22 protein-coding genes, 2 pseudogenes and 1 other annotated feature are annotated in these 24152 nt (G+C 62.9%); of the genes and pseudogenes, 4 read left to right on the forward strand and 20 right to left on the reverse strand.

The genetic code is table 11. The annotated features are described in order from the left end of the window. Positions 1-143: 143 nt before the first annotated feature. The 4 genes and pseudogenes from ACOJSJ_RS10915 to ACOJSJ_RS10930 form a co-directional block, all read right to left on the reverse strand. Positions 144-2909, reverse strand: a complete 2766-nt coding sequence (locus tag ACOJSJ_RS10915; protein WP_420145010.1) for a bifunctional aconitate hydratase 2/2-methylisocitrate dehydratase — start codon at positions 2907-2909, stop codon at positions 144-146. Between the two features lie 310 nt (positions 2910-3219). After that, positions 3220-4973, reverse strand: a pseudogene (locus ACOJSJ_RS10920) (DUF885 domain-containing protein). Between the two features lie 119 nt (positions 4974-5092). Then, the gene (locus ACOJSJ_RS10925; RefSeq protein WP_420145011.1) at positions 5093-5296 is read right to left on the reverse strand and encodes a DUF5818 domain-containing protein; all 204 of its coding nucleotides are present in this window, start codon (positions 5294-5296) and stop codon (positions 5093-5095) included. A gap of 4 nt (positions 5297-5300) precedes the next feature. Continuing rightward, positions 5301-5486 (reverse strand): DUF1328 domain-containing protein, encoded by a 186-nt coding sequence (locus tag ACOJSJ_RS10930; RefSeq protein ID WP_420145012.1) that lies wholly within the window; start codon positions 5484-5486, stop codon positions 5301-5303. A 194-nt stretch (positions 5487-5680) separates the two neighbouring features. On the opposite strand from ACOJSJ_RS10930, the gene ACOJSJ_RS10935 reads away from it, so the two are divergent. Then, complete coding sequence (locus tag ACOJSJ_RS10935; RefSeq protein WP_420145013.1) at positions 5681-6130, forward strand: PA2169 family four-helix-bundle protein; 450 nt, start codon at positions 5681-5683, stop codon at positions 6128-6130. 12 nt (positions 6131-6142) lie between these two features. On the opposite strand, the gene ACOJSJ_RS10940 is transcribed toward ACOJSJ_RS10935, so the two are convergent. Continuing rightward, positions 6143-7141, reverse strand: coding sequence for a 2-hydroxyacid dehydrogenase (locus ACOJSJ_RS10940; RefSeq protein ID WP_420145014.1), 999 nt, complete (start codon positions 7139-7141; stop codon positions 6143-6145). Positions 7142-7233: 92 nt separating this feature from the next. Between ACOJSJ_RS10940 and ACOJSJ_RS10945 the strand changes: the two genes are divergently transcribed. Continuing rightward, on the forward strand, positions 7234-7755 hold the full coding sequence (locus ACOJSJ_RS10945) for an SH3 domain-containing protein (RefSeq protein ID WP_420145015.1): 522 nt from the start codon (positions 7234-7236) through the stop codon (positions 7753-7755). Positions 7756-8203: 448 nt separating this feature from the next. Here the strand turns inward: ACOJSJ_RS10945 and ACOJSJ_RS10950 are convergent, their stop codons facing one another. The 13 genes from ACOJSJ_RS10950 to rpsB all read right to left on the reverse strand — a co-directional run bounded on the left by ACOJSJ_RS10950 (position 8204) and on the right by rpsB (position 21675). Continuing rightward, positions 8204-9694, reverse strand: coding sequence for a SulP family inorganic anion transporter (locus ACOJSJ_RS10950; RefSeq protein ID WP_420145016.1), 1491 nt, complete (start codon positions 9692-9694; stop codon positions 8204-8206). Between the two features lie 66 nt (positions 9695-9760). Continuing rightward, positions 9761-9816: a sequence feature (sul1 is cis-regulatory element that is thought to sense ions involved in sulfur or methionine metabolism; They are found in Alphaproteobacteria), on the reverse strand. A 467-nt stretch (positions 9817-10283) separates the two neighbouring features. Then, entirely contained in the window at positions 10284-10508 is a 225-nt protein-coding gene (rpmE, locus tag ACOJSJ_RS10955) for a 50S ribosomal protein L31 (protein ID WP_375284604.1), read from the reverse strand. A gap of 143 nt (positions 10509-10651) precedes the next feature. Next, positions 10652-11128: a 3-hydroxyacyl-ACP dehydratase FabZ gene (fabZ, locus tag ACOJSJ_RS10960; protein ID WP_420145017.1), complete on the reverse strand. Its 477-nt coding sequence runs from the start codon at positions 11126-11128 to the stop codon at positions 10652-10654. Positions 11129-11134: 6 nt separating this feature from the next. Next, complete coding sequence (locus ACOJSJ_RS10965; protein WP_420145018.1) at positions 11135-11800, reverse strand: OmpH family outer membrane protein; 666 nt, start codon at positions 11798-11800, stop codon at positions 11135-11137. Next, on the reverse strand, positions 11800-14451 hold the full coding sequence (bamA, locus tag ACOJSJ_RS10970; RefSeq protein ID WP_420145027.1) for an outer membrane protein assembly factor BamA: 2652 nt from the start codon (positions 14449-14451) through the stop codon (positions 11800-11802). The genes ACOJSJ_RS10965 and bamA overlap by 1 nt, the downstream gene beginning before the upstream one ends. A gap of 90 nt (positions 14452-14541) precedes the next feature. Next, a complete protein-coding gene (gene rseP / locus ACOJSJ_RS10975) occupies positions 14542-15675 on the reverse strand; it encodes an RIP metalloprotease RseP (RefSeq protein ID WP_420145019.1) in 1134 nt (377 codons plus the stop codon). Beyond that, positions 15672-16829 carry a 1-deoxy-D-xylulose-5-phosphate reductoisomerase gene (locus ACOJSJ_RS10980; protein ID WP_420145020.1) on the reverse strand — a complete coding sequence of 386 codons (1158 nt, stop codon included), beginning with the start codon at positions 16827-16829 and terminating at the stop codon, positions 15672-15674. Before ACOJSJ_RS10980 ends, rseP begins: the two co-directional genes overlap by 4 nt. Then, the gene (locus tag ACOJSJ_RS10985) at positions 16826-17605 is read right to left on the reverse strand and encodes a phosphatidate cytidylyltransferase (protein ID WP_420145021.1); all 780 of its coding nucleotides are present in this window, start codon (positions 17603-17605) and stop codon (positions 16826-16828) included. The genes ACOJSJ_RS10980 and ACOJSJ_RS10985 overlap by 4 nt, the downstream gene beginning before the upstream one ends. 5 nt (positions 17606-17610) lie before the next feature. Further along, a complete protein-coding gene (gene uppS, locus ACOJSJ_RS10990) occupies positions 17611-18351 on the reverse strand; it encodes a polyprenyl diphosphate synthase (RefSeq protein WP_420145022.1) in 741 nt (246 codons plus the stop codon). Between the two features lie 43 nt (positions 18352-18394). Further along, positions 18395-18952, reverse strand: coding sequence for a ribosome recycling factor (frr, locus tag ACOJSJ_RS10995; RefSeq protein ID WP_420145023.1), 558 nt, complete (start codon positions 18950-18952; stop codon positions 18395-18397). A 3-nt stretch (positions 18953-18955) separates the two neighbouring features. After that, a complete protein-coding gene (pyrH, locus tag ACOJSJ_RS11000) occupies positions 18956-19681 on the reverse strand; it encodes a UMP kinase (RefSeq protein ID WP_311270545.1) in 726 nt (241 codons plus the stop codon). 211 nt (positions 19682-19892) lie between these two features. Then, on the reverse strand, positions 19893-20819 hold the full coding sequence (gene tsf, locus ACOJSJ_RS11005) for a translation elongation factor Ts (RefSeq protein WP_420145024.1): 927 nt from the start codon (positions 20817-20819) through the stop codon (positions 19893-19895). A gap of 97 nt (positions 20820-20916) precedes the next feature. Next, a complete protein-coding gene (gene rpsB / locus ACOJSJ_RS11010) occupies positions 20917-21675 on the reverse strand; it encodes a 30S ribosomal protein S2 (RefSeq protein ID WP_420145025.1) in 759 nt (252 codons plus the stop codon). Positions 21676-21931: 256 nt separating this feature from the next. Between rpsB and ACOJSJ_RS11015 the strand changes: the two genes are divergently transcribed. Then, positions 21932-22159 (forward strand): hypothetical protein, encoded by a 228-nt coding sequence (locus ACOJSJ_RS11015; protein WP_420145028.1) that lies wholly within the window; start codon positions 21932-21934, stop codon positions 22157-22159. A gap of 130 nt (positions 22160-22289) precedes the next feature. Here ACOJSJ_RS11015 and ACOJSJ_RS11020 read toward each other — a convergent pair whose 3' ends face one another. Both ACOJSJ_RS11020 and ACOJSJ_RS11025 read right to left on the reverse strand, forming a co-directional pair. Continuing rightward, positions 22290-23024 (reverse strand): CDP-alcohol phosphatidyltransferase family protein, encoded by a 735-nt coding sequence (locus ACOJSJ_RS11020; RefSeq protein WP_420145029.1) that lies wholly within the window; start codon positions 23022-23024, stop codon positions 22290-22292. A 94-nt stretch (positions 23025-23118) separates the two neighbouring features. Beyond that, entirely contained in the window at positions 23119-23853 is a 735-nt protein-coding gene (locus tag ACOJSJ_RS11025; RefSeq protein ID WP_420145026.1) for a phosphatidylserine decarboxylase, read from the reverse strand. Between the two features lie 161 nt (positions 23854-24014). Between ACOJSJ_RS11025 and ACOJSJ_RS11030 the strand changes: the two are divergent. Beyond that, a pseudogene (locus ACOJSJ_RS11030) lies at positions 24015-24152 on the forward strand (NADP-dependent isocitrate dehydrogenase); the annotation flags it as partial.

Here is a 24152-nt window from a genome sequence, read left to right on the forward strand (position 1 = left end):
TCGCAGGGTCGATGAAGCACCGATATTCCGCCCCCCAAACGGGCCAGAATTCTGCGCCGTGATAAAGCGTCGCCCCCATGCTCTTCGATCCTGTCGAGGAGCATGGGGGCGATTGTCATTCAATGAGGGGGCAGCCCTCCGGATCAGTGCGCGGCGGAAGGCGCGAACTTGGTCAGGTCGATACCGACGACCGCACTCTTATATTCGTCCATGTTGGGCGTACGGCCCAAAATGGTCGACAGCACGACCAGCGGGGTGGAAGCGAGAAGCGATTCACCCTTCTTTTCGGCCGTATCTTCCACGACGCGCCCCTGGAACAGACGGGTCGAGGTGGCGAGCACGGTGTCGCCCTTCGCTGCCTTTTCCTGATTGCCCATGCACAGATTGCAGCCCGGACGCTCCAGATAGAGCGTATTTTCATATTCGGTGCGAGCAACATTTTTGGGGTTGCTGTCGTCAAATTCGAACCCGGCGTACTTCTTGAGGACGTCCCAGTCGCCTTCGGCCTTCAGCTCATCGACGATGTTGTAGGTCGGCGGCGCGACGACCAGCGGCGCCTTGAATTCGACCTTGCCTTCGCTCGCTTCGATATTCTTGAGCATCTGGGCCAGGATCTTCATGTCGCCCTTGTGCACCATGCACGAACCGATGAAGCCCAGGTCCACCTTCTTCGTGCCGCCATAATAAGATACGGGGCGGATGGTGTCGTGGGTGTAGCGCTTTGACACGTCGGCATTGTTGACGTCCGGGTCGGCGATCATCGGTTCGTCGATCAGGTCGAGGTCGACCACCACTTCGGCGAAATATTTCGCGTTGGCATCGGGTGCCAGCGCGGGCTTTTCGCCCGAACGGATTTCAGCGATGCGCTTGTCGGCCAGAGCGATCAGCCCCTTGAGCGTACCGGCGGCATTTTCCATGCCCTTGTCGATCATGATCTGGATGCGCGACTTGGCGATTTCCAGCGATTCGATCAGCGTTTCGTTTTCGGAAATGCAGATCGATGCCTTGGCCTTCATTTCGGCCGTCCAGTCGGTGAAGGTGAAGGCCTGATCGGCCAGCAGCGTGCCGATATGCACTTCGATGATGCGGCCCTGGAACACATTTTCGCCGCCGAACTGATGCAGCATCTGCGCCTGCGTGGCGTGCACGACGTCGCGGAAATCCATATAGGGCTGCATCTTGCCCTTGAAGGTGACCTTGACCGACTGCGGGATCGGCATGGTGGCTTCACCGGTGGCCAGCGCCAGCGCAACCGTGCCGGAGTCCGCGCCGAATGCCACGCCCTTCGACATGCGGGTGTGGCTGTCGCCACCGATGATGATCGCCCAATCGTCCACAGTGATGTCGTTCAGCACCTTGTGAATGACGTCGGTCATCGGATGATAGACGCCCTTGGGATCGCGCGCGGTGATCAGGCCGAAATTGTTCATGAAGGACATGAGCTTCGGGATATTCGCCTGCGCCTTCTTGTCCCACACCGATGCCGTGTGGCAGCCCGACTGGTACGCGCCGTCGACCAGCGGAGAAATGACGGTGGCCGCCATCGCTTCCAGTTCCTGCGCGGTCATCAGGCCGGTGGTATCCTGCGAACCCACGATGTTCACGGTGACGCGCACGTCGGAGCCGGCGTGCAGCACCTTCCCCGGCGTCACGCCGACGGCATTGCGGTTGAATATCTTTTCGACAGCGGTCAGGCCGTGCCCTTCGACCGACACTTCCTTGTTCGGCGCAAACACGACGGGCGCTTCGACGCCCAGCGTTTCGGCGGCGAAGGTCTGGAGCTTCTTGCCGAATACGATGGCGTAGCTGCTGCCGGCCTTCATGAATTCCATCTTCTGCGGCGTGAAGGACGCAGCGATGTCGACCAGTTCGTTACCAGCCTCGTCGGTCAGCTTCTTGTTCTTGACGTCGATCTTCAGGACCGTGCCGGTCGCGACGGAGAAAGCCTCCTCCAGCACTGGATTGCCATCATTGTTGATGATCGGCTTGCCTTCGCCGTCGGTCTTCTTGACCCAGTTCTTCAGGTTGATGCCGATGCCGCCGGTCACGTCCACGGTGGTCGCGAAGATCGGCGAAATGCCGTTGGTGCCCGCGACGACCGGGGCATAGTTGACGAAGGGAACATAGGGGCTTTGCTGCTTACCGGTCCACAGCGCCACATTGTTGACGCCCGACATGCGCGACGAACCCACGCCCATCGTGCCCTTTTCCGCGATCAGCATCACGCGCTTGTCGGGATGCTGCTCCTTCATCGCCACGATCTGCTGCTGCGCTTCGGGCGAAATCATGCACAATCCGTGCAGTTCGCGGTCCGAACGCGAATGCGCCTGATTGCCGGGCGACAGAAGGTCGGTCGAAATATCGCCTTCGCCGGCGACGAAGGTGACGACCTTGATCTCGTCCTCGACTTCCGGGAGCTTGGTGAAGAATTCAGCCTGGGCGTAGCTTTCCAGCACGTCCTTCGCCACCGCATTGCCAGCCTTGAATGCGTCGCGCAGGCGGAACATGTCGGCGTCGTACAGGAACACCTGGGTCTTGAGCACGTCCCCGGCCTGCGCGGCGAGCGTCGCGTCGTCGCCCAGTGCGATGTCGAGCAGCACGGCGATCGAAGGGCCGCCCTTCATGTGGCTGAGCAGTTCCAGCGCAAATGCAGGCGTGATTTCCGCAACGGTCACGTCGCCAAGGATGATCTTCTTGAGGAAGTCGGCCTTCACGCCTGCGGCGCTCGTGGTACCGGGCAGCGTGTTGTAGATGAAGAATTTGAGAGCGTCGGCGCGATGTTCGCTGCCTGCGTCCTGAATGAGCGCGATGAGCGCGCCAACCAGAGCGCCGTCGTCGATCGGCTTGGGAGCGAGCCCCTGAGTTTTGCGGCTTTCGATTTCGGCCATATAATCCAGGTAAATGCTCATTTCGTTCCCAACGTCGTAAAGTGCACGGAATTGACGCGCAGCGCCACTTGCCGACTTTTACGCCCGGTCTGGGAGCTGACACGGCCCGGTACGCCAACGGATGCAAATTGGCAAGTCGCTGCGGCGCGGCAAAAACGGCGCATATTATGGCCCAAAATGCCGAATTACGTGGGTTTCCGGGCCAAATGTCGGAAAAACGGGACTTAAGTAGGACGGCAGCCCGTCATGGCTGCCCGCCTGCCGATCAGGCGCAACAAATGTGCGTGTCACGCACAAACAGTTGCGCTCCAAGGACAGGGTCATTCGCCCGCTATTTCCCCTTTTCCGCCACGATCCATCCATCGATCTGGCTTTCCAGCACGGTCAGGGGCACCGCACCCTGCGCCAGCACCGCGTCATGGAAATGGCGCAGGTCGAATTTCGGCCCAACGCCTGTTCGGCCTTTGCCCGCAATTGCCGGATCTTGATCTCGCCCAGCTTATACCCCAGCGCCTGCCCCGGCCAGCTGATGTAGCGATTGACCTCCGCATCGATATTGGCGTCCGACAGGGCGCTGTTGGTCTTCATGAAGGCGACCGCCGTCGCCTTGTCCCACCCCTTGGCATGGATGCCGGTGTCCACCACCAGCCGACAGGCACGCCACATTTCATAGGACAGGCGGCCCATCATCTTTTCGGGTGTGTCGTACAGCCCCATCTCCTCACCCAGATATTCGGTGTAGAGCGCCCATCCTTCCACATAGGCGGTAAAGCCTGCCAGATATTTGCGGAAAGGCGGCAGTGGCAATTCCTGTTGCAGCGCGATCTGGTTGTGATGCCCCGGCACCGCTTCATGCGCGGTCAGTGCGGGCAGTTCCCAATAGGGGCGCTGGTCCAGTTTCGACGTATTGACGAAATAGGTGCCCGCGATGCCGCTTTCCGGCGCACCGGGCATATAATAGGCCGTGGTCGTCCCTTCCGCTTCCGCCGCCGGAATGGCTTTCAGGCCATAGGGCAGGCGCGGCAACGTACCGAAATAATGGGGGAGCATGCCGTCGATCGCCTTGGCCTGCCGCGCCGCGACGCGCAGCAGCTCTTCGGGCGTCTTTGCGTAATAGGACGGGTCGGTCCGCAGATGCCGGATATAGGCGGCCCGGTCGGGATAGCCCGCCTTCGCCGCGATCTCGTCCATCCGCCTGCCGATGCGGGTCACTTCATCAAGGCCGATCCGGTGGATCTGATCGGGCGTCAGGTCGGTGGTGGTGTGCGCCTTCACCCGCGACGCATACCAGGCGGCGCCGCCGGGCAGCGCCGACGCGCTGTCGCTTTTACGACAATGGGGCAGATAATCCTGCACGAACAAGTCATGCCATTTGCGATATTCGGGCGTCAGCACATCGCGGATCAGGGCGACGGCGCGTGCCTGCATCGCGGCCCAGTCCGCATCGCTGATGTCGCGCGGCTTCGTCCGCGTGAACGGCTCGTAAAAACGCGTATCTTCCGGCTTGCCGTCAACGATGCCGCTGATCGTTCCGGCGTAATTTTGCAGCACCGAACAGGGCTGAACATAGCCGCCCACTATCGCCTGCCGCGTGATGGCCAGCGCGTCCCCATTCTGTCCGGGATAAAGCGACAGCCGCTTGAGATAGCTGTCATAATCGGCACGGTTGTAGAAAGGCAGGCCATCGGCCATGCCGGAAAAACCCTGATGCCAGCCATAATAGGTGGTGAAAAGCATCAACCGTTCGGCCTGATGGCGGTCGCCATCCATATCGTCGCGCAGCATCCATAGCAGCACGTCGCGGTTCACCCGGTCGGCAGCGTCCAGCCCTTGCGCAGGCACAGCCTGCAACCGCGTGACGAAGGCTTTTTCCGCACGGATCTGTCCATCCCGCGCGGCCAGCGACATGTCGTTTATCCGATCGTCATAATCGCGCACGCCCCGCGACGTGGCTTCGACCGGATGGGTCGACAGATACCATGTCCAATGATCATCGATGATGCTGTTCAACTGGTCATGCGGGGCTTGCGTCTGCGCCATGACTGGCGTGGCAATAGCGATCAGGACAGAAAGAATCTTGCGCATGGGCGCAATGGTTCGCCCGATGCGTCAATTTTGGCAAGGGAAAGCAACGCCCCCGCCGGTATCGCCATCGGCAATAGGGTTCGTCGGGCGTCAGTTCAGCCGCAAGTTCAAGCGCCAATTCAGGCCGCCGCCACGCCTTCCGCCTCCACAATGCCGTCGCCGATATAATAGCCCTGAACGCGCACCCGTTTTTCGACATGGTCGACGGGTATGCGCAACAGGACGAGGCGATAGCTGCCCCCGGCATCGCGTTGAAGCAGGAAACCGGATTCGTCGCGCAGCAACCGGCCGGTTTCGTCCACATCAACGCCAATGTCCGTCATGGCATCAGTCTATGGCATCCTTGATGCCCCTGCCAGCCAATATGCCAAGGACGAGGAACAGCACGAACACCGCAACGGCGATGAAGAACAGGATCTTGGCGATGCCGACGAAGGTGCCCGCCGCGCCGCCAAACCCCAGCAGCGCCAGTATGGCGGCAATGACAAGCGATATGAGAGCCAGTTTGATCATGGGAAACATCCTTTCGTTTCGAAAGCGGTCATACCCCGTTCAACCGACATCGCTCGCACGGGTTCCCAGATGCAGCGCCATTATGGATAACGCCGGATTAAGGTTGATTGTCAGTCACTTGATTGAACCATGTCGGCGCTTTGCCCGTTCTGCCCCCATCCCGCTCAGAGGAGAAGCTGCAAAAGGAGCAGGCCATGTCGAACAATCATGCCATCAGCAAGCTGGATGACCTCATCACCACCCTGATCGACAGCGTCAAGGGTTATGAACATAGCGCCGAGAAAATACAGTCGGTCGAATATCAGACGCTGTTCCGCGATCTGGCGGGCGAACGGACGAAGGCGGTCGACCTGTTGCAGGATCGCAGTCGGGCGCTGGGCGGCAAACCCAATGCTTTCGGGTCGATGGCGGGCACGGTGCATCGGCAGATGGAGGGCCTGTTCGTGGCGCTGGGCGGCGGGGACAAGGCGGTCATTCAGGCGATCGATCGCGGGGAAGATTATCTGCGCGAGGAATTTGAGCGCGTCCTGAAGGACGAAGCGATCGACGAGGAAACGCAGGCCATCGTCCGCCGCGCCCATGAATCGGTGGCGCATGGCCATATGGTGGTCAAAGGCCTGAAGGATCAGCTGGCCGCCGCCTGACCGGTCGACGGCTCACACCCAGCCTTCCAGTACCTGATTGGGCGGACGATGTCCGTCTACCCAGGTGCGAATGTTGGCGATCACCCGTGCGCCGGTGGCATCGCGTCCTTCGACGGTGGCCGACCCCATATGCGGCAGCAGCACGACGTTGGACAGCGCCATCAGGCGCGGATCGACCGCCGGTTCATGGGTGTAGACGTCCAGCCCCGCCCCCGCGATCCGCCCTTCGGACAGCGCCACGATCAGCGCCTGTTCGTCGGTAATCTCCGCCCGCGACGTGTTGATCAGATAGGCATGGGGCGGCAGCAGCGCGATGCGCCGCGCGTCGATCAGCCCGCGACTGTCGGCGTTGAGCGGGCAATGGATCGACAATATGTCGCTGCCCGACAGCAGGCCGTCCAGATCGCCATGCCATTCGGCCTCCAGTTCCTGCTCGACTTCGAAAGGCAGGCGGTGGCGATTATGATAGGCGATGGACAGGCCGAATGCGCGCGCGCGGCGGGCCACGGCACGGCCGATCCGCCCCATGCCGATAATGCCCAGTTTCTTGGCGCCGATGCGATGCCCCAGCATGCCCGACGGGCTCCAGCCGCGCCATTCGCCGCTGCGCACCAGCTTTTCCCCCTCCGCCAGACGGCGGGGGACCGACAGGATCAGCGCCATCGTCATGTCGGCCGTATCTTCGGTCAGGACACCGGGCGTGTTGGTGACGATGATGCCTTTACGCCGCGCGGCGGCCAGATCGATATGATCGACCCCGCTGCCGAAACTGGCGATCAGTTGCAACCGGTCGGGCGCGCCGTCGATCAGGTCCGCGCCGATCTGATCGCTGATGCAGGGGACCAGAACGTCGCATTGCGCCATCGCTTCGGCCAGCGCCGCGCGATCCATCGCCACATCGGCCACGTTGAAACTGGCGTCGAACAGATCGGCCATGCGTGCCTCCACATGGGGTGGCAGGCGACGCGTGACGATGACGCGCGGCTTTGCGGGACGCGGTTTTCTGGCCATGCATATGCCGCTATTCCTGCCCGCCTGCCCGGTCAAGCGGATATGCAGATCAATGCTTGTCGCAGCGCCCCGGCAGGGAGTATGGGATGGCCATGGCTGACATGGGGAATGGTTCGGGAATGAAGCGCCTGCTGACGGGTGCGGGCATGGTTGCGGCGCTGACCGCGACGATGGCGGGGATATTGCCGGGCGCCGACATGGCCGTTGCCGCGCCGGGAAAGCCCACCCCATATTGGGCGTCGCTGTCCCATGACGAAGCCCGCATGCGGGTGGGACCAAGTCTGGATTACCCGTCCAACTGGATCTATCGCCGCCGCGACCTGCCGGTGAAGGTGGTGCAGGTGCTGGGCCTGTGGCGCAAGGTGGAAGACCCCGATGGCGCGCAGGGATGGATGCATGTTCGTTTGTTGAGCGACACCCCTACCGCCATCGTCAAGGCGGACGTGGCGCAACTGCATGAATCGGCCAGCGACAATACCCGCACGCTGTTTCGGGCGGAACGGGGCGTGGTGGGCCGCCTTGCCGACTGTTCGGGGGGCTGGTGCGCCTTCGACGTCAAGGGGCAGCGCGGCTATGTGAAGGCCAGCGAGCTGTGGGGCGCGACCGACAAATAGGATCGCCAGCGCTTAACTTCGCATATTTCCCGCTTATTGCGACATTTTCATGCCTGAGCCCGAAATTTCGTTACAATCCGCCGTCGCGATGCCTGTCGGCAGATATAGCGGCCAGGCGAGCTGTAGGACAGGCAGCCCCTCCCGACAGGTAACCGACGGCGCGCATCACGCGGCGGATGAAGGCCGGCCTTTGGAACATCGCGCCTTCCATAAAATCCGTTAGCGCTGAGCGTGTCGAAGCCCTTTCCTTGGTCTGGAGCGAGAGGTTTTCGGCCTCCAACGCTCTGGGCAGGCTTCGGCAGACTCAGGGCGAACTAGGGCAATGATCCCGATTGAAGGCATGATGCCTTAGCGGTTTTCGATCTGATTGGATCAGATGACCGCTCTCAGTCTTTTGTTTCCCGCGATTTCTTAACCAGCGATCGGTTCCGATCGCTTGGAAATCGCTTTAATGCGGCACCGCGCCCAGCTCCACGCCGGTCTTGTCATGCAGGGCGAAGCGGTCGATCAGGTCGGCGCTGGCCCGGTTATAACCGATCACCTCCACCTGCCGACCGTCCCGGCGCAACCGGGCGACGATCTTGTCCAGCGCCCCGACACCCGAAATGTCCCAGAAATGCGCGCCCGAAACGTCGATGACGATATGGGCCGCGCCGTCATCCTGCTGAAAGGCGCGGGTGAAGCGGTCGACCGAAGCGAAGAATATCTGCCCCGTCACGCGATAGGTTGCCGTGTCGCCCCGCCCTTCGCGCTCCACCGCGAACATTCGCTGCACCTTCCCTGCAAAGAAGATGCCCGATAGCAGCACCCCGGCCAGCACGCCCAGCGACAGGTCGCGCGTGCCGACCACCACCGCGACCGTCACCAGCATCACGATGGAGGATGTCGGCGGATGGCGGCGCAGGTTGAGGATGCTGTTCCAGCTGAACGTGCCGATCGACACCATGACCATGACAGAAACCAGTGCAGGCATGGGCATCTGCCCGACCCACGGCCCCAGCATGGTGAGCAGGAACAGCAGGAACGCCCCCGCCACGAAAGTGGAGAAACGCCCGCGCCCGCCCGACGTCACATTGATGACCGACTGGCCGATCATGGCGCAACCGCCCATGCCGCCAAAGAGCGCCGCGACGATATTCGCCCCGCCCTGCCCCATGGCTTCGCGCTTTTTGTCGCTGTCCGTGTCGGTCATGTCGTCCACGATCTGCGCGGTCAGCATGGATTCGAGCAGGCCGACCGCCGCCATCGTCACCGAATAGGGCGCGATGATGCGCAGCGTGTCCCATGTCAGCGGCACCTGCGGCCGGGCCAGGCTGGGCAGACCCTGCGGCAATTGCCCCATATCGCCCACGCTGTTGACCGGCAGCCCCAGCCACAGGCTGATCGCCGTCAGCGTCAGGATCGCCACGAGCGGCGACGGCACCGCTTTCGTCACGCGCGGGAACAGGTAGATGATCGCCAGCCCCGCCGCGACCATGGCATAGCTGTGCCAGCTGACCCCGATCAGCTGCGGCAACTGCGCCATGAAGATAAGGATCGCGAGCGCATTGACGAAACCGGTGATGACGGATCGCGACACGAACTGCATCAGAAGGTCGAGCCGCAACAGGCCCGCGACGATCTGGAACAGGCCCATCAATATGGTGGCGGCGAACAGATAATCGACGCCATGCTGTTTTACCAGCGGGCCGACCAGCACGGCGACGGCGGCGGTCGCGGCGGAAATCATGCCCGGCCGCCCGCCGATCAGCGCGATGGTGATGGCGATGGCCACCGATGCATAGAGGCCGACGCGCGGATCGACCCCGGCGATGATGGAAAATCCGATGGCTTCGGGGATCAGCGCCAGCGCGACGACGATCCCGGCCAGCGCGTCGCGCCGCGCGGACGCCGCATCGACAAACCACTGGCGTCGGTAACGGGTGAGTATTTCGGTCATAAAGGGTCCACAACAAGGCACATGACGCCGCACATGGGCGGCGCATCGGTTCAGGATCATGTGGGATGTTGTCCGGCGGATCGGCGGCCGGAATAGCCACCCGGGATTTCACCGGGTCCATGCGAATGTGCAGAAGTTTAGCGGAATGTGACGGGGCAGATCAAGATGGGAAGGCTGCAAATAGCCAGCCTGCCTTTAAAACCTGTCGATCGTTCCAGCGCAGGCCGACATTTCAGCTCATCACGCGCCAGCCGATGAAGATGCCAGCCTGCGCTGACATGACAGGGAGAGACGCATGACATGGAGAGACGAGCGCAGCCCCCCTTGCCGCCGCCCGCGACAAACATGTCAGCCCGCCGCCCATCCGGCAACAATCCGACATTCGCCTGCATCATATCGCGCCCAGACCCATGTCTGTCAGCGGCATCCTCTGTGCGGATCCCCCTTCCGTCGCCGCTGATCCTCCCCTGAACCTCGGCCTCCAGCGATTTCGCTGGAGGCCCTTTTTCATGTCCGCAAAGAAACAGGGCGTCCGGGCACAAAAAAGGGCGCCGCGTGGCGCCCTTTTCGTTCAACCGTGAAAGGCCGCTTACTTCTTCAGCGTCAGGCCGCCGAAGCGCTTGTTGAAGCGCGCCACCTGCCCACCGGTGTCCAGCTGGCGGTTGCCGCCGGTCCATGCCGGGTGCGACTTGGGATCGATGTCGAGCGCCATGGTGTCGCCTTCCTTGCCCCAGGTCGAGCGGGTCTGGAAGGTGGTACCGTCGGTCATCTGGACGGTGATCATGTGGTAATCGGGATGGGTATCGGCCTTCATGGCATATGCTCCGTCATGTTGGCCGGTTCCGACCGGCCTGGATGCTGAAAATAGCGAAGGCGCGCCGTTATCTGTTTCGGCGCGCCTTGGCAAGTCATTATGGCGCCGCCCGCCCCCTTGCGGACCGGAACGGCGCGGCGGGATCAGGCCTTTGGCGGGTCGGAAATCATGGCGACGAAATTGGCTTCCGCCGCCAGCTTGCCGTCGATCATCGCCTTGCCGCTGAACTTGCACACCGAACCACGCGTCTGTGTTGATTCGACATGCAGGTCGAGCAGGCAGCCCGGCTCCACCGGCGAGCGGAATTTCGCACCGTCGATGCTCATGAAATAGACGAGCTTGCCCGAATCGGCCAAATTCATCGATTCCACCGCCAGCACGCCCGCCGCCTGCGCCATCGCTTCCACGATCAGCACGCCCGGCATGATCGGCCGGGTGGGGAAGTGCCCCTGGAAAAACGGTTCGTTCACCGACACCGCCTTGATCGCGTGGATCGACTGGTTGGGCACCAGCGTCACCACACGGTCGACCAGCAGCATCGGGTAACGATGCGGCAGCGCAGCCATGACCCGACGGACATCCATCGGGCCAAGCGCGGTCGTTTCAACCTCTCCCGTCATCGCTTATCAGCGCGACTTGGGCGCCTGCGCCGGGGTCGCCGGAGCAGCGGCGGGCGCGGCAGCGGCCGGCTGGCCCTGCTGACCGCCCGGCTGCCAGCCGGCAGGCGGGGTGATGCCGACGCTGGGGACCAGCGTGTTGAGTTCGGTGATGACGGCAGGGGTAATGTCCGCACCGGCGCCGAAGCTTTCGGTCGCGCCCTTCTTGAACACGATTTCCGACTTGGTCTTGGCGGTCGCGGCCTTCAGCGCGTCGTCCAGCTTGTCGACGATCTGCTGTTCGACATAGGCGCGGGCAAGGCCGATCGGCTGGCCCATGCGCTGCAGTTCGGCCTGCGCGGCCTGCTGCGACTGCTGATACTGCTGATACTGGGTTTCAATCGCCGGGGTCGGCTTGTTACCCGCGGCCTTGAGCGCGGCCTGAAGCGCGTCGCCCTTGGTCTTGAGGTCGGCTTCGATCGCGGTGCGGCGCGTGTTCAGCGCGTCGATCTGCGGCTTGTAGGTGGTCTGCATCTGCGTGATCGCGGTGGTGAAGGCCGCGCTCTTGGCGACGGCTTCTTCCAGATCGACCACGGCGATGCCAGACTTGGTCTGGGCAGCGGCCGGAACGGCAGTCAGCGCAATGGCAGTCACGGGCGCAAGCACAAGAGCCGCGGCCTTGATAATCGTCTTCATCAGAATTGAGTCCCTACGTTGAAGGTGATGAGCTTGTTGTCGTCCCCTGGTTCCTTGAGCAGGGCCTTGGCGATGTCGATCCGGAACGGGCCGAAAGGTGAGTTCCAGTTGACGCCGAAGCCCACCGACAGACGCGGCTTGAGCGTGTCGCCGAGATATTCTTCCTCGAACGCGCCACCGGCATAGGTGGCGGTCGAACCGACGGCGGGCGTATCGCAATTGCCGACCGACGGCGCACGTACGGTGGAAGAGGTTGCGGTGTCACCGGTGCCGGTCGTGACGGTGCAGTAACCCGCAAAATTGATCGTGCCCGGATTCTTCAGGCCCGCGACCGCGCCCGCATCCATGAAGATGGAGGGACGCAAGCCCATTTCGCGCGCGCCCGAACCCAGCGGAATTTCGATTTCGGCGCGGGCCAGATAGTAGATCTTGCCGCCCAGCGCGTCGTCGGTGACGTTATTGTTGCTGGTATTGCGAACGTAGCTGGTGGAGCCGTCCTCATTGGCCTGCGCCGTGAGGTAATAGCGCTTCACGCGCGGGCCGACGCCGCGAATGTCGAAGCCGCGGAACTGGGGTTCACCCAGGAAGAAACGGTCGGTCAGGCGGACCCGGTCGACCGACTGGCCGGTCGCGTCGCGACGTTCCCCTTCCAGACTGTGGATATAGCCACCTTCGCCGTTCAGCGAGAAGATGAAGCCACCGCCCAGCGGCACATATTTCGAACCTTGAAGGCGCGTGCGCACATATTTCACGCTGCCGCCAAGGCCCGCGAAATCCTGGCTCAGCGTCACATTCTGGCCGCGCGTCGGGCGGATGCGGTTGTCGCGGGTGTCGTAGATCAGCGAATAGCCGAGCGAGGACGTCGTCCGCTTGCCGATGGCGTCGCACAGATAACGACCGGCCAGCAGCGGGTCGCACTGGCCATTGGTGTAATAGGTGCCCTGATCCAGCGTCACGTCGTCGAAGTTGAGCGTATAGCGCAGCGCCAGCGACATATATTCGGTCAGCGGCACGCCCGCGCGCAGCATGAAGCCGGTCGTGGTCTGTTCATAGGTCGTATCGCGCGTGTTGCTGGTCAGATAGCGGAAGCTGTTGAGGTCGCGGCGATAGATGTCGCCGCCCAGCGCGATGCTCTTGTCCATGAAATAGGGTTCGGTGAAGCCCAGTTCGATGGATTTGGAATAGGCCGAATAATTGACCGACGTGCGCAGTTCCTGCCCTTTGCCGCGGAAGTTGCGCTGGGTGATCGACGCCGACACGATGAAGCGTTCCAGCGACGAGAAACCGGCCGACAGCGACAGTTCGCCGGTAGACCGTTCCTGCACGTTGGTTTCCAGCACGATGCGGTCGGGCGCGGAACCGGGCTTCTGTTCGATGTCCAGCTTTTCCTGGAAGAAGCCGAGCGAGTTGATGCGGTCCTTCGAACGCTTGACCAGGAAGCTGTTGAACGCGTCCCCTTCGGCCAGTCGAAATTCGCGGCGCACGACCTTGTCCTGCGTCAGAGTGTTGCCGTTGATGTCGACCCGTTCGACATAGACGCGCGGCGCGTTGGCGATGCGGAAATTAATCCCCATCGTCAGCGATTCCTTTTCGCGGTTGAAGTCGGGCGACACGTCGGCAAAGGCATAGCCGAACAGGCCCGCCGTTTCGCTGAGCGTATCGACGGTGTCTTCCACCTGCTTGGCGTTGTACCAGTCACCCTTCTTCATGGGCAGCATGCGGGTCAGGCTGTCGCCCGACAGGTCGCGAATGTCGGATTCGACCTTCACATCGCCGAATTTGTAGCGGTCGCCTTCTTCCACCACATAGGTGATGATGAAGTCCTGCTTGTCGGGCGTCAGTTCCGCGACAGCGGAAATCACGCGGAAATCGGCATAGCCTTCGGTCAGGTAGAACTGGCGCAGCTTCTGCTGGTCATAGGCCAGACGATCCGGGTCATAGCTGGTGCCCGACGAAAAGACGCGGAACCAGCGCGACTGCTTCGTCACCATCTGGCTGCGCAGTTCACCGTCCTTGAACTTTTCGTTGCCGATGATGTTGATCTGGCGAACCTTGGACTTGGGCCCTTCGGAAATTTCGAACACGATGTCGACGCGGTTCTGGTCCAGCTGCACCATCTTGGGTTCGATCGTCGCGGCGAAGCGGCCCTGACGGCGATAGAGTTCGACGATGCGGGCGACGTCGGCGCGGACCTTGGACCGGGTATAGATCTGACGCGGGGCCAGTTTTATTTCCGGACGGATCTTGTCCTCCTTGAGGCGCTTATTACCTTCAAGGACGATACGGTTGATGACCGGGTTTTCCTTCACCTCCACGGTGAGCGAACCATTGTCGTTGCGGATCTGAACGTCCGCGAACAGCTCGGTTTCGTAGAGGTCGCGCAGCGCCTGGTCCAGGCTTTCCTGGCTGTAGGACTGACCGATGCGCAGCTTGGTATAGGACAGGACGGTGTCGGGTTCCAGACGCTGGGTGCCGGTGACCGCGATCGCGCGGATATTGCCCTGCGATGCCGGGGCCGAAGCGGCGACCGCCGGAGCAGCAGAAGGCACCGGGGCCTGTTGCGCCATCGCGCTGCCCGCCGGCACGCCCGCGATCATGGTCGTCGCCAACAGGGCGGCCACGACCGGGCGCTGCCTCAAGCTGCTGTTTATCGCTGTCACCCGCTTCACCTCAAAAACTCGCACTAAAATGTTTCCGCCGACACAGACGACGCCAAACCGGGCTTCCCTGCCCGATGCGCGTCAACCGATCAAGCCGGACAGGCTCTTCCAAAGCCCGAAAGACGACAAATCGTTGAAAGTCACCAGCACCATCACCGCCATCAGCACCGCCAGCCCCGATCGATAGGCCCATTCCTGCGCCGCCGCGCTGACCGGGCGCCGCTGCACCGCCTCTATGCCGTAAAAGAGCAGATGCCCGCCATCCAGCATGGGAATTGGCAAGAGGTTGATGAACCCCAAATTAATCGAGATGAGCGCGGCGAAGAAGATGAAGCTTTCCACCCCCAGCGTCGCCGCCTGTCCCGATACCTGCGCGATTTTCAGCGGCCCGCCCAGTTCCTTGACCGACCGGCCGCCGCTGACGATCTGACCCATGGTTTCGACCATGGTGCGCACGATCTGACCGGTCCGCTCGATCGCCACGACCGGCGCGCGCAGCAGGCCGACCGGTTCGATCACCGGATCGCCGGGGGCCAGCCCCAGACGGCCGACCTGAAATTTATTGCCGAACCCGTCATCTTCGGTGACGCTGCCGATGCGGCCGTCGCGCGTGAAGCGCGCGCCGTTGCGTTCGATCACCATCGCCACCGGTTCACCCGGACGGATCTGCGCATACAGGCGGATGTCGTCGAACGTCGCCATGTCGCGGCCGCCCATCGACACGATCCGGTCGCCCGGCATGATGCCCGCCGCCGCCGCCGCGCTGCCCGGCTGCACCATGCCCGCCACCGCAGGCGTGCGGCTTTCGCCATGGACGAAGGCGAAGGTGGCAAGGATCAGGATGGCGAACAGGAAATTGATCGCAGGTCCGGCCGCAACGATCGCCGCGCGTTGCCACAGCGGCTTTGCAGGAAAGCTTTCCGCCCGGTCCTTCGCCGACATTTGCAGCCAGGCCGGATCGGTCATGCTGGCCGCGTTCATGTCGCCCTTGAAACGGACATAGCCGCCAAGCGGCAATGCCGCGACGCGCCAGCGGGTGCCGCGACGGTCGACCCATGCGAACAGTTCCGGGCCGAAACCGATGGAGAAAGCCTCCGCCTTCACCCCGCACCAGCGGCCCACCAGATAATGGCCCAGCTCATGCACGAAGACGAGCGGTCCGATGACCGCCACAAAGGCCAGCACGGTCAGCAGGAAACCCGGATTCTGGATCAAGCCGTCAATCTTTCCATCACTTCGCCAGCATGTACGCGTGCCCGCCCATCGGCAGCCAGCACATCGTCGATCGCGCAGGGCGTGGCCGCGCTATAGCGGTTCAACACATCCTCCACAATCATGGCAATATCAAGGAAGCCGATGCGGCCGGCCAGGAAAGCGGCGACCGCGACTTCATTGGCGGCGTTCAGGATGGCGGGGGTCACGCCCCCGGCCTGCGCCGCTTCGCGTGCCAGACGCAGCGCAGGAAAACGGTCCAGATCAGGTGCTTCGAAATCGAGCCTGCCAATACGTGCGAGGTCCAGAGGCTGACAGGGCGTGGCCATCCGCCGCGGCCAGGCCAGCGCATGGGCGATGGGTATGCGCATGTCGGGCGATCCCAGCTGTGCCAGGGTGGACCGGTCGCGATATTCGACCATCGAATGGATTACCGACTGCGGATGCACCAATATCTCTATCCGGTCGAGGCCGACGGGGAACAGATGCGCCGCCTCGATCAGTTCCAGCCCCTTGTTCATCATCGTCGCACTGTCGACGCTGATCTTCGCGCCCATCGACCAGTTGGGGTGGGCGACCGCCTGCGCAGGCGTCATCGCCGCCATTTCGGCGCGGCTGCGGGTGCGGAACGGACCGCCGCTGGCGGTCAGGGTGATTCTTGCGACATCGTCCAGACTGCTGCCCGCAAGGCACTGGAATATCGCATTATGCTCGCTATCCACCGGCAACAAGGTGGCGCCGGAAGCAGAGGCGGCTTCCATCATCAGCCCGCCCGCCGACACCAGCGATTCCTTGTTGGCCAGCGCCACCGTCTTCCCGACCTTCAGCGCCGCCATGGTGGGCTTCAGCCCGGCGCAGCCCACGATCGACGCCATGGTCCAGTCCGCACCGGCCCCGGCCGCATCGACCAGCGCGCCCTCGCCCGCCATCGGCTCCACGCCCGATCCGGCGAGCGCATCCTTAAGCGCACCGTACAGATGATCCTGCCCGATGACGGCCATCTGCGCGCCGGTCGCCCGCGCCTGTTCCGCCAGACCGTCTACATCGCTGTTCGCGGTCAGCGCGATCACGCGATAGGCATGGGGATCGCGCTGGATCAGGTCCAGCGTCGACAGGCCAACCGATCCGGTCGCGCCGAAAATCGAAACGCTTTTCATCCGCCGATCACCATCAGCAGATAGAATAAGGCCGCCAGCGGTGCGGCGGTCGCCACACCATCCAGCCGGTCCATCACCCCGCCATGGCCGGGCAGCAACGTGCCGCTATCCTTCACGCCCGCGCGACGCTTCATCCAGCTTTCCAGCAGGTCGCCCGCCTGCGCCGCCACCGCCAGCACGCCGCTGGCCGCGGCCAGCTGGATCGGCAGATCGGCGAAACGATGCAGCAGGAAACCCAGCACCAGCGCGGCGAGCACGCCACCCGCCAGCCCCGCCCATGTCTTCGACGGACTGACTCGCGGCGCCAGCTTCGGCCCGCCGATGGAACGCCCGGCGAAATAGGCCCCGATGTCGGTCGCCCAGACAAGGCCCAGCGTCCAGAATGCCAGCAACAGGCCATAGGCATAGGGCGCCTGCCCGCGCAGATAGAGCAGCGCCACGATCGGCAGGCAGATATAGGGGATGCCCAGCGCCAGCTTCAGGCTGCGGCTGGTCAGCGCGACGAAGAAGAAAGCCGCCGCCCCCGCGATCAGCACCGGCCAGTCGATCCCGGCGGCCAGCGGGCACAGCAATGCCAGCGGAATGGACACGGCGAACATCGCCGCCTTGCGCTGTTGCGGATTGGCGCCGGTCAGGTCGGCCCATTCGCCCTGCATCAACACGCCCGCCACCACCAGCAGCGTCCAGAATATCAGGCCACCCGACAGCAGCGCGCCCAGCGCCACCGCGATCAGCGCGACGCCCACGATGCTGCGGGTCCGCAATTCGCTACGCATGTCGATCACAATCCGCCGAAACGGCGGTCCCTCAAGCGAAAGGCGTCCAGCGCCTGCGCCAATGCACGCCCGTCGAAATCGGGCCAGAGCATATCGGTGAAATAGAGTTCGGCATAGGCCGCCTGCCACAACAGGAAATTGCTGAGCCGCTGTTCGCCCGACGTGCGGATCATCAGGTCAAGCGGCGGCAGATCGGCGGTGTAGAGCGCCGCATCGATGTCCGCCACGCCGATGTCCTGCGCCGCCACGTCGCCATTGGCGGCACGGGCAGCCAGTTCGCGCACCGCGCGCACCATTTCGTCCTGCGCGCCGTAATTGAGCGCGATCGCGACGATCGGCCCGCTATTGCCCGCCGTGCGCGCCATCGCGCCGTCGATCATCTCCACCAGCGCCGGGTCGAGCGCGCGATAATTGCCGATCACCCGCAACCGCACGCCATTGGCGTGAAATTCGTCAATGTCCGACTGGATGAAATGGCGCAGCAGCCCCATCAGGTCGGACACTTCGCTCGCCGGACGCTTCCAGTTTTCGGAAGAAAAGGCGTAGAGCGTCAGGCATTCCAACCCCAGTTCCTGGGCGGCGCGGGCGACGCGGCGCACCGCCTCCACCCCCGCGCGGTGCCCGGCGACGCGCGGCAACAGCCGCTTTTTCGCCCAGCGGCCATTGCCGTCCATGATGATGGCGGCATGGCGCACGCCATGGGCAGGCGCGATGCTGGTCAGGTCGGGCTTGGCTTTGGTGGCCATCAGTGGAGGATGCGTGCTTTGGCCGCGAAAGAAAAGCCCCGGCTTATTGGCCGAGGATTTCCTTTTCCTTCGACGTCGCCGCCGCGTCGATGTCCGCAATGGTGCTGTCGGTCAGCTTCTGCACCTCGGTTTCCAGACGCTTGCGTTCGTCTTCGCTGATTTCGCCCTTCTTCTCGTCAGCCTTCAGGCTGTCCATGCCGTCGCGGCGCACGTTGCGCACGGCGACGCGCGCGCCTTCGGCATATTTGCTGGCGAGCTTGGCCAGTTCCTTGCGCCGTTCTTCGGTCAGGTCAGGGATCGGCAGGCGCAGCGTCTGCCCATCGACGATGGGGTTGAGGCCAAGGCCCGCCGAACGGATCGCCTTGTCGCACGGACCCACATTGCTCTTGTCCCACACCTGCACCGACAACATGCGCGGTTCGGGCGCGGACACCGTCGCCACCTGCGTCAGCGGCATGTGCGAACCATAGACTTCGACCGTCACCGGGTCCAGCAACTGCACATTGGCGCGGCCGGTGCGCAGGCCCGTCAGGTCGCCCTTCAGCGATTCTAGCGCGCCCGCCATGCGGCGTTCAAGATCGGACTTGTTATATTGGGGCATGACTTAGGACTCCTGATTCTGAACGATCGTCGCGACACCCTGCCCGGCCAGCACGGTGGCGAGGTTACCGGTTTCGCGGATGTTGAACACGACGATGGGAATATTGTTTTCGCGGCACAGCGCGATCGCGCTGGCATCCATGACCTTGAGGTTGTCGTTCAGCACCTGATCGAAACTGATGCTGTCGTAACGGACCGCGTCGGCCACCTTCTTGGGATCGGCATTATAGATGCCGTCGACGCTGGTGCCCTTGAACAGCGCGTCGCAGTTCATTTCGGCCGCGCGCAACGCTGCGGTCGTGTCGGTGGTGAAGAAGGGGCTGCCGGTACCCGCCGCGAAGATGACGATCCGGCCCTTTTCCATATGCCGTTCGGCCTTGCGGCGAATATAGGGTTCGCACACCGACGCCATGGGAATGGCGGACTGGACGCGGGTGTCGTAACCCAGTTTTTCCAGCGCATTCTGCACGGCCAGCGCGTTCATGACGGTGGCCAGCATGCCCATATAATCGGCGCTCGCCCGGTCGAAACCCTTGGCCGCGCCTGCAAGACCACGGAAGATGTTGCCGCCGCCCACGACCACGCAGATTTCGAAACCCGCATCCTTGGCCGCCGCGATTTCCCCCGCGACCCGCGCGACGGTTTCGGGTTCGATGCCGAACTGCCCCTGGCCCATCAGCACTTCGCCGGACAATTTCAACAGGATGCGCTTGTAGGCAGGCCGGGTCATGCGGGGCAAGAATCCTTGGACAAGGGGACAGGGAAAGCGGCCGGACATTAGTGGGGCGCGATCAGGATGTGAAGCGCGATTGTTACCGTAATGCTGCTAATCCGATGGAGAATATGGCGGGGCCGCAAATCCGCGCCGTCGACCGCCAAGAAAAAGGGGAGCGGCCCTGCGGCCACTCCCCTTTCCTTTTTCACAGTGCTTGTGCGGTCGATCAGACGCCCGCGGCAGCCGCGACTTCCGCCGCGAAGTCGCTGACTTCCTTTTCGATGCCTTCGCCCAGCTGGAAGCGAACATAGGATTTCAGCGTGATGGTCGCGCCTGCATCCTTGGCGGCCTTTGCAACGACGTCGGCGACCGGGGTCTTGTTGTCCATCACGAACAGCTGCGACAGCAGGGCCTGTTCCTTGGCGAACTTGGCGACCGCGCCGTCGACCATCTTGGCGACGATTTCGGCGGGCTTGCCCGATTCGGCAGCCTTTTCGGCGGCGATGGCGCGTTCACGCTCCAGCAGTTCGGGGTCGATGTCGGCAGCCGACAGCGCCAGAGGGAAAGCGGCGGCGATGTGCATGGCCAGCTGCTTGCCCAGCGGCTCCAGAACGTCGGCAGGCGCATTGCCTTCCAGCGCGACCAGAACGCCGATCTTGCCCAGACCCGGCGCAGCCGCGTTGTGGACGTAGGGGACGACGACGCCTTCGGTCACTTCGACATGAGCAACGCGACGGACGGTCTGGTTTTCACCGATGGTGGCGACGTTGGCGACCAGCTTTTCGGCGATGGTGCCGCCGGCGGGGTGCGCCTGCGCGGTCAACGCTTCGGCGTCAGCGGCGCCGCTTTCCAGCGCAACGGCCGAAGCGGTACGCACGAAGTCCTGGAACTGGTCGTTCTTGGCGACGAAGTCGGTTTCGCTGTTGACTTCGACGGCCACGCCCTTGGTGCCCGCGACGGCGACGCCGACCAGACCTTCGGCGGCGGTGCGGCTAGACTTCTTCTGGGCAGCGGCCAGACCCTTGGCGCGCAGCCAGTCGGTTGCCGCTTCGATGTCGCCATTGGCTTCGGTGAGCGCCTTCTTGCAATCCATCATGCCCGCGCCCGAACGGTCGCGCAGTTCCTTGACGGCGGCAGCGGTAATCTCGGCCATGTTTCGGCTCCTAAATTCAGAGGGGTTTAAATATAAGGCAGGGCGCGTCCCCGAAGAGCGCGCCCTAGCCTGTCATTCCTACAGTCGTGCGACGCTCTCAGGCTTCGGCAACGATCTCTTCAGCGGCCGGTTCGTCCAGCGCGCCCAGGTCGACGCCCGAAGCCTGCTGCGCACCACGGTTGCCCTTGGTGGCGGCGGCGGCGATCGCGTCGCAATACAGGCGGATGGCGCGGCTGGCGTCATCGTTCGCGGGAACCGGGAAGGCGATACCGTCGGGCGACACGTTCGAATCGAGGATCGCGACGACCGGGATACCCAGCGTGTTGGCTTCCTTGATCGCCAGTTCTTCCTTGTTGGCGTCGATCACGAACATGACATCGGGGATGCCGTTCATGTCGCGGATGCCGCCCAGCGACAGTTCCAGCTTTTCGCGCTCGCGCGTCATCTGAAGGACTTCCTTCTTGGTGAAGCCATGGGTGTCGCCCGACAGCTTTTCCTCAAGGGTCTTCAGGCGCTTGATCGAACCCGAAATGGTCTTCCAGTTGGTGAGCATCCCGCCCAGCCAGCGATGGTTGACGAAGTGCTGGCCCGACTTGCGGGCGGCGTCCGCGATGGGATCCTGCGCCTGGCGCTTGGTGCCCACGAACAGTACCTTGCCACCGGCGGCGACGGTCGCCGACACGAAGTCGAGCGCGCGGCCGAACAGGGGCACGGTCTGCGACAGGTCAAGGATGTGGATGCCGTTGCGCTCGCCGAAGATGTAGGGCTTCATGCGCGGGTTCCAGCGGTGGGTCTGGTGGCCGAAATGGGCGCCAGCCTCGATCAATTGGTGCATGGTGACGACAGGTGCCGCCATAATATGTCTCCTTCCGGTTGCTACCTCTGGGAATCAGGAACCTGACGACGACCTCAAAGGCCGGGCGAGGCACCGGATATGTCGATTCCCATGTGGAATGGGCGCGCCTTTAACGCCGAAAAAAATGATTGGCAAGGGTTGACGCCGTTCTCAAATGAGAACATAAAGGGAACAGACGGAACAAATACGGTTAACGCCCGTTCAAACAGCCATAATGCGCCATAGCGTTCATATGGCAAGACAGAAAGTGGTCGACATGTTCACTCTTGTTGCAGCGGCTCTCTTTTCGGCGGCGTTCCTGCTGTCCATCGGCACCATCGCATGGATGTTCATGCTCTATCATGACAAGATGATGGCTGCGCTGACCTTCGAACCTATTCCGCAGAATCCGCCGGTCTATCATCTGCGCATCCGTCGCCCCCGCGTGGCGCAGAACCCCCGCCCCGCTGCACGAATGGTATCGGCACACGCGGTCGCCGCCTGAACGGCACAAGGTCATTCGCTTGCACGCGTCAGGTCAGCCCATTTCCGTTTAATTCAGCCCGATATGGACGCAGACATCATCGCGCGCCGGATTCTGTTCCAGACCTGCGCCCAATTCCCACCTTGGCCTTTCAGCCCTCGACCAAAGCCGCCGCGCTTTCCCGCGCCTTGCGCACCTTGGCATAGGACATGACGCCCAACGGGATCAGCGCGACATAGATGGCGCAGATCAGCAACAGGGTCAGCCAGGGATCGGTGATCAGGAGCGCCGCCAGCAGTCCAGCCAGCGCGATCATCTCCAGCCGGATACGCTTGCGCAGCCGCAGCGCCGACCAGCTGTAGGTGGCGATGTTGGAAATCATCAGGAACGCGACGAACGCCGCCCAGGGGGCCACCACATACCAGGCGCGGAACAGTTCCTCGCCCGTCACCAGCCACAGATAGAGCGGCACGAAAGCCAGCCCCGCCCCGGCAGGCGCAGGCACGCCGGTCAGGAAGCCCGCCGACTTGTGCGGCTGTTCGTCCGCGTCGATCGCAGCATTGAACCGCGCCAGACGCAGCGCGCAGGACAGCGCATGGGCCAGAGCGAATATCCAGCCGAATTTGGGCATCGCATGCAGCGACCAGAGATAGAGGATCAGCGCCGGCGCGACGCCGAACGCAATCGAGTCCGACAGCGAATCCAGTTCAGCGCCGAAACGACTTTCGCCGCGCAGCATGCGGGCGATACGCCCGTCCAGCCCATCCAGAACACCCGCGAACAGGATAGACAGCACCGCCCGTTCCCACTCGCCTGAAATGCCGTAACGCACCCCGGTCAGGCCGAAGCACAACGCCATCGCCGTCACCGCATTGGGCGCCAGCATGCGCAGCGTGATGCCGCGCCGCATGCCCAGCGGTATCCTGCGCCGCTGGCGGCTCATGCGCGCGCCGCCGACAGGGTGATGCCCCGATCCGACATCACTGCTGAATACCCGCAATCACCCGCGTGTCGCCCATCTGACCCAGAATGGTTTCGCCCGCGATGGTGCGCTGGCCCAGGATCACGCGCGGCGCGGTGCCTGCGGGCAGATATACGTCGACGCGGCTGCCAAAGCGGATGAGGCCGATGCGCTGCCCCGCCGCGACCATGTCGCCGGGCTTGACGAAGGGGACGATGCGCCGCGCGACCAGACCCGCAATCTGGGTAAAGCCGATGCGCACGCCGTCATGGCGTTCGACCAATATATGCTGGCGCTCATTATCCTCGCTCGCCTTGTCGAGGTCCGCGTTGAGGAACTTTCCGCTGATATAGACGACGGACTTCACCGTCCCGCCGATGGGCGTGCGGTTGATATGCACGTCGAACACGCTCATGAAAATCGACACGCGGATCAGCGGCTGATCGCCAAGGCCGTTCGGCCCGGCCATTTCGCGCGGCGGCGGCACGCGCTGGATCAGCGTGACGAGGCCGTCCGCGGGTGCGACGATCGCCGCTTCGTCCTGCGGCACGGCGCGGACGGGATCGCGGAAGAAGGCAAAGACCCAGATCGTCACCATGACCATCAGCCAGCCGACGATTTCCCACCCCAGCAGGAACAGTACAGCGGTAATAGCCACGGCGATGAGGCCGAATTTCATCCCCTCCGGATGGACCGAAGGGAATCGCCATTTGACATTGCCGCCTGCGGCAATCGTGATCTCGTCATTTTCCATGGACATCGTCTTTAGGGAGAGACTGTTGACCTGACAACGACCGATGCCGTCCATGGCTCCGTCAGAGGGCAGATTCATACCGTTGCATGGTTGAACTATCCCGTCGCTGGGCCTAGGGCGTCCCCATATTCCACCCAAGAGCAAGAAGGCGAATACGCGCTATGGCGAAGATCAAGGTGAAAAACCCCGTCGTGGAAATCGACGGCGACGAAATGACCCGCATCATCTGGGAATGGATTCGTGAACGCCTGATCCTTCCCTATCTCGACATCGACCTGAAATATTATGACCTGTCCGTC

It is taken from the genome of Sphingobium sp. (assembly GCF_048594625.1).
Classification (GTDB): domain Bacteria; phylum Pseudomonadota; class Alphaproteobacteria; order Sphingomonadales; family Sphingomonadaceae; genus Sphingobium.

What these genes read in the sequence shown, in the direction of transcription:
- ACOJSJ_RS10915 (WP_420145010.1), bottom strand. Translation starts at nt 2,909, where the DNA reads ATGAGCATTTACCTGGATTATATGGCCGAAATCGAAAGCCGCAAAACT.
- ACOJSJ_RS10925 (WP_420145011.1), bottom strand. Translation starts at nt 5,296, where the DNA reads ATGACGGACATTGGCGTTGATGTGGACGAAACCGGCCGGTTGCTGCGC.
- ACOJSJ_RS10930 (WP_420145012.1), bottom strand. Translation starts at nt 5,486, where the DNA reads ATGATCAAACTGGCTCTCATATCGCTTGTCATTGCCGCCATACTGGCG.
- ACOJSJ_RS10935 (WP_420145013.1), top strand. Translation starts at nt 5,681, where the DNA reads ATGTCGAACAATCATGCCATCAGCAAGCTGGATGACCTCATCACCACC.
- ACOJSJ_RS10940 (WP_420145014.1), bottom strand. Translation starts at nt 7,141, where the DNA reads ATGGCCAGAAAACCGCGTCCCGCAAAGCCGCGCGTCATCGTCACGCGT.
- ACOJSJ_RS10945 (WP_420145015.1), top strand. Translation starts at nt 7,234, where the DNA reads ATGGCTGACATGGGGAATGGTTCGGGAATGAAGCGCCTGCTGACGGGT.
- ACOJSJ_RS10950 (WP_420145016.1), bottom strand. Translation starts at nt 9,694, where the DNA reads ATGACCGAAATACTCACCCGTTACCGACGCCAGTGGTTTGTCGATGCG.
- rpmE (WP_375284604.1), bottom strand. Translation starts at nt 10,508, where the DNA reads ATGAAGGCCGATACCCATCCCGATTACCACATGATCACCGTCCAGATG.
- fabZ (WP_420145017.1), bottom strand. Translation starts at nt 11,128, where the DNA reads ATGACGGGAGAGGTTGAAACGACCGCGCTTGGCCCGATGGATGTCCGT.
- ACOJSJ_RS10965 (WP_420145018.1), bottom strand. Translation starts at nt 11,800, where the DNA reads ATGAAGACGATTATCAAGGCCGCGGCTCTTGTGCTTGCGCCCGTGACT.
- ACOJSJ_RS10980 (WP_420145020.1), bottom strand. Translation starts at nt 16,829, where the DNA reads ATGAAAAGCGTTTCGATTTTCGGCGCGACCGGATCGGTTGGCCTGTCG.
- ACOJSJ_RS10985 (WP_420145021.1), bottom strand. Translation starts at nt 17,605, where the DNA reads ATGCGTAGCGAATTGCGGACCCGCAGCATCGTGGGCGTCGCGCTGATC.
- uppS (WP_420145022.1), bottom strand. Translation starts at nt 18,351, where the DNA reads ATGGCCACCAAAGCCAAGCCCGACCTGACCAGCATCGCGCCTGCCCAT.
- frr (WP_420145023.1), bottom strand. Translation starts at nt 18,952, where the DNA reads ATGCCCCAATATAACAAGTCCGATCTTGAACGCCGCATGGCGGGCGCG.
- pyrH (WP_311270545.1), bottom strand. Translation starts at nt 19,681, where the DNA reads ATGACCCGGCCTGCCTACAAGCGCATCCTGTTGAAATTGTCCGGCGAA.
- tsf (WP_420145024.1), bottom strand. Translation starts at nt 20,819, where the DNA reads ATGGCCGAGATTACCGCTGCCGCCGTCAAGGAACTGCGCGACCGTTCG.
- rpsB (WP_420145025.1), bottom strand. Translation starts at nt 21,675, where the DNA reads ATGGCGGCACCTGTCGTCACCATGCACCAATTGATCGAGGCTGGCGCC.
- ACOJSJ_RS11015 (WP_420145028.1), top strand. Translation starts at nt 21,932, where the DNA reads ATGTTCACTCTTGTTGCAGCGGCTCTCTTTTCGGCGGCGTTCCTGCTG.
- ACOJSJ_RS11020 (WP_420145029.1), bottom strand. Translation starts at nt 23,024, where the DNA reads ATGCTGGCGCCCAATGCGGTGACGGCGATGGCGTTGTGCTTCGGCCTG.
- ACOJSJ_RS11025 (WP_420145026.1), bottom strand. Translation starts at nt 23,853, where the DNA reads ATGGAAAATGACGAGATCACGATTGCCGCAGGCGGCAATGTCAAATGG.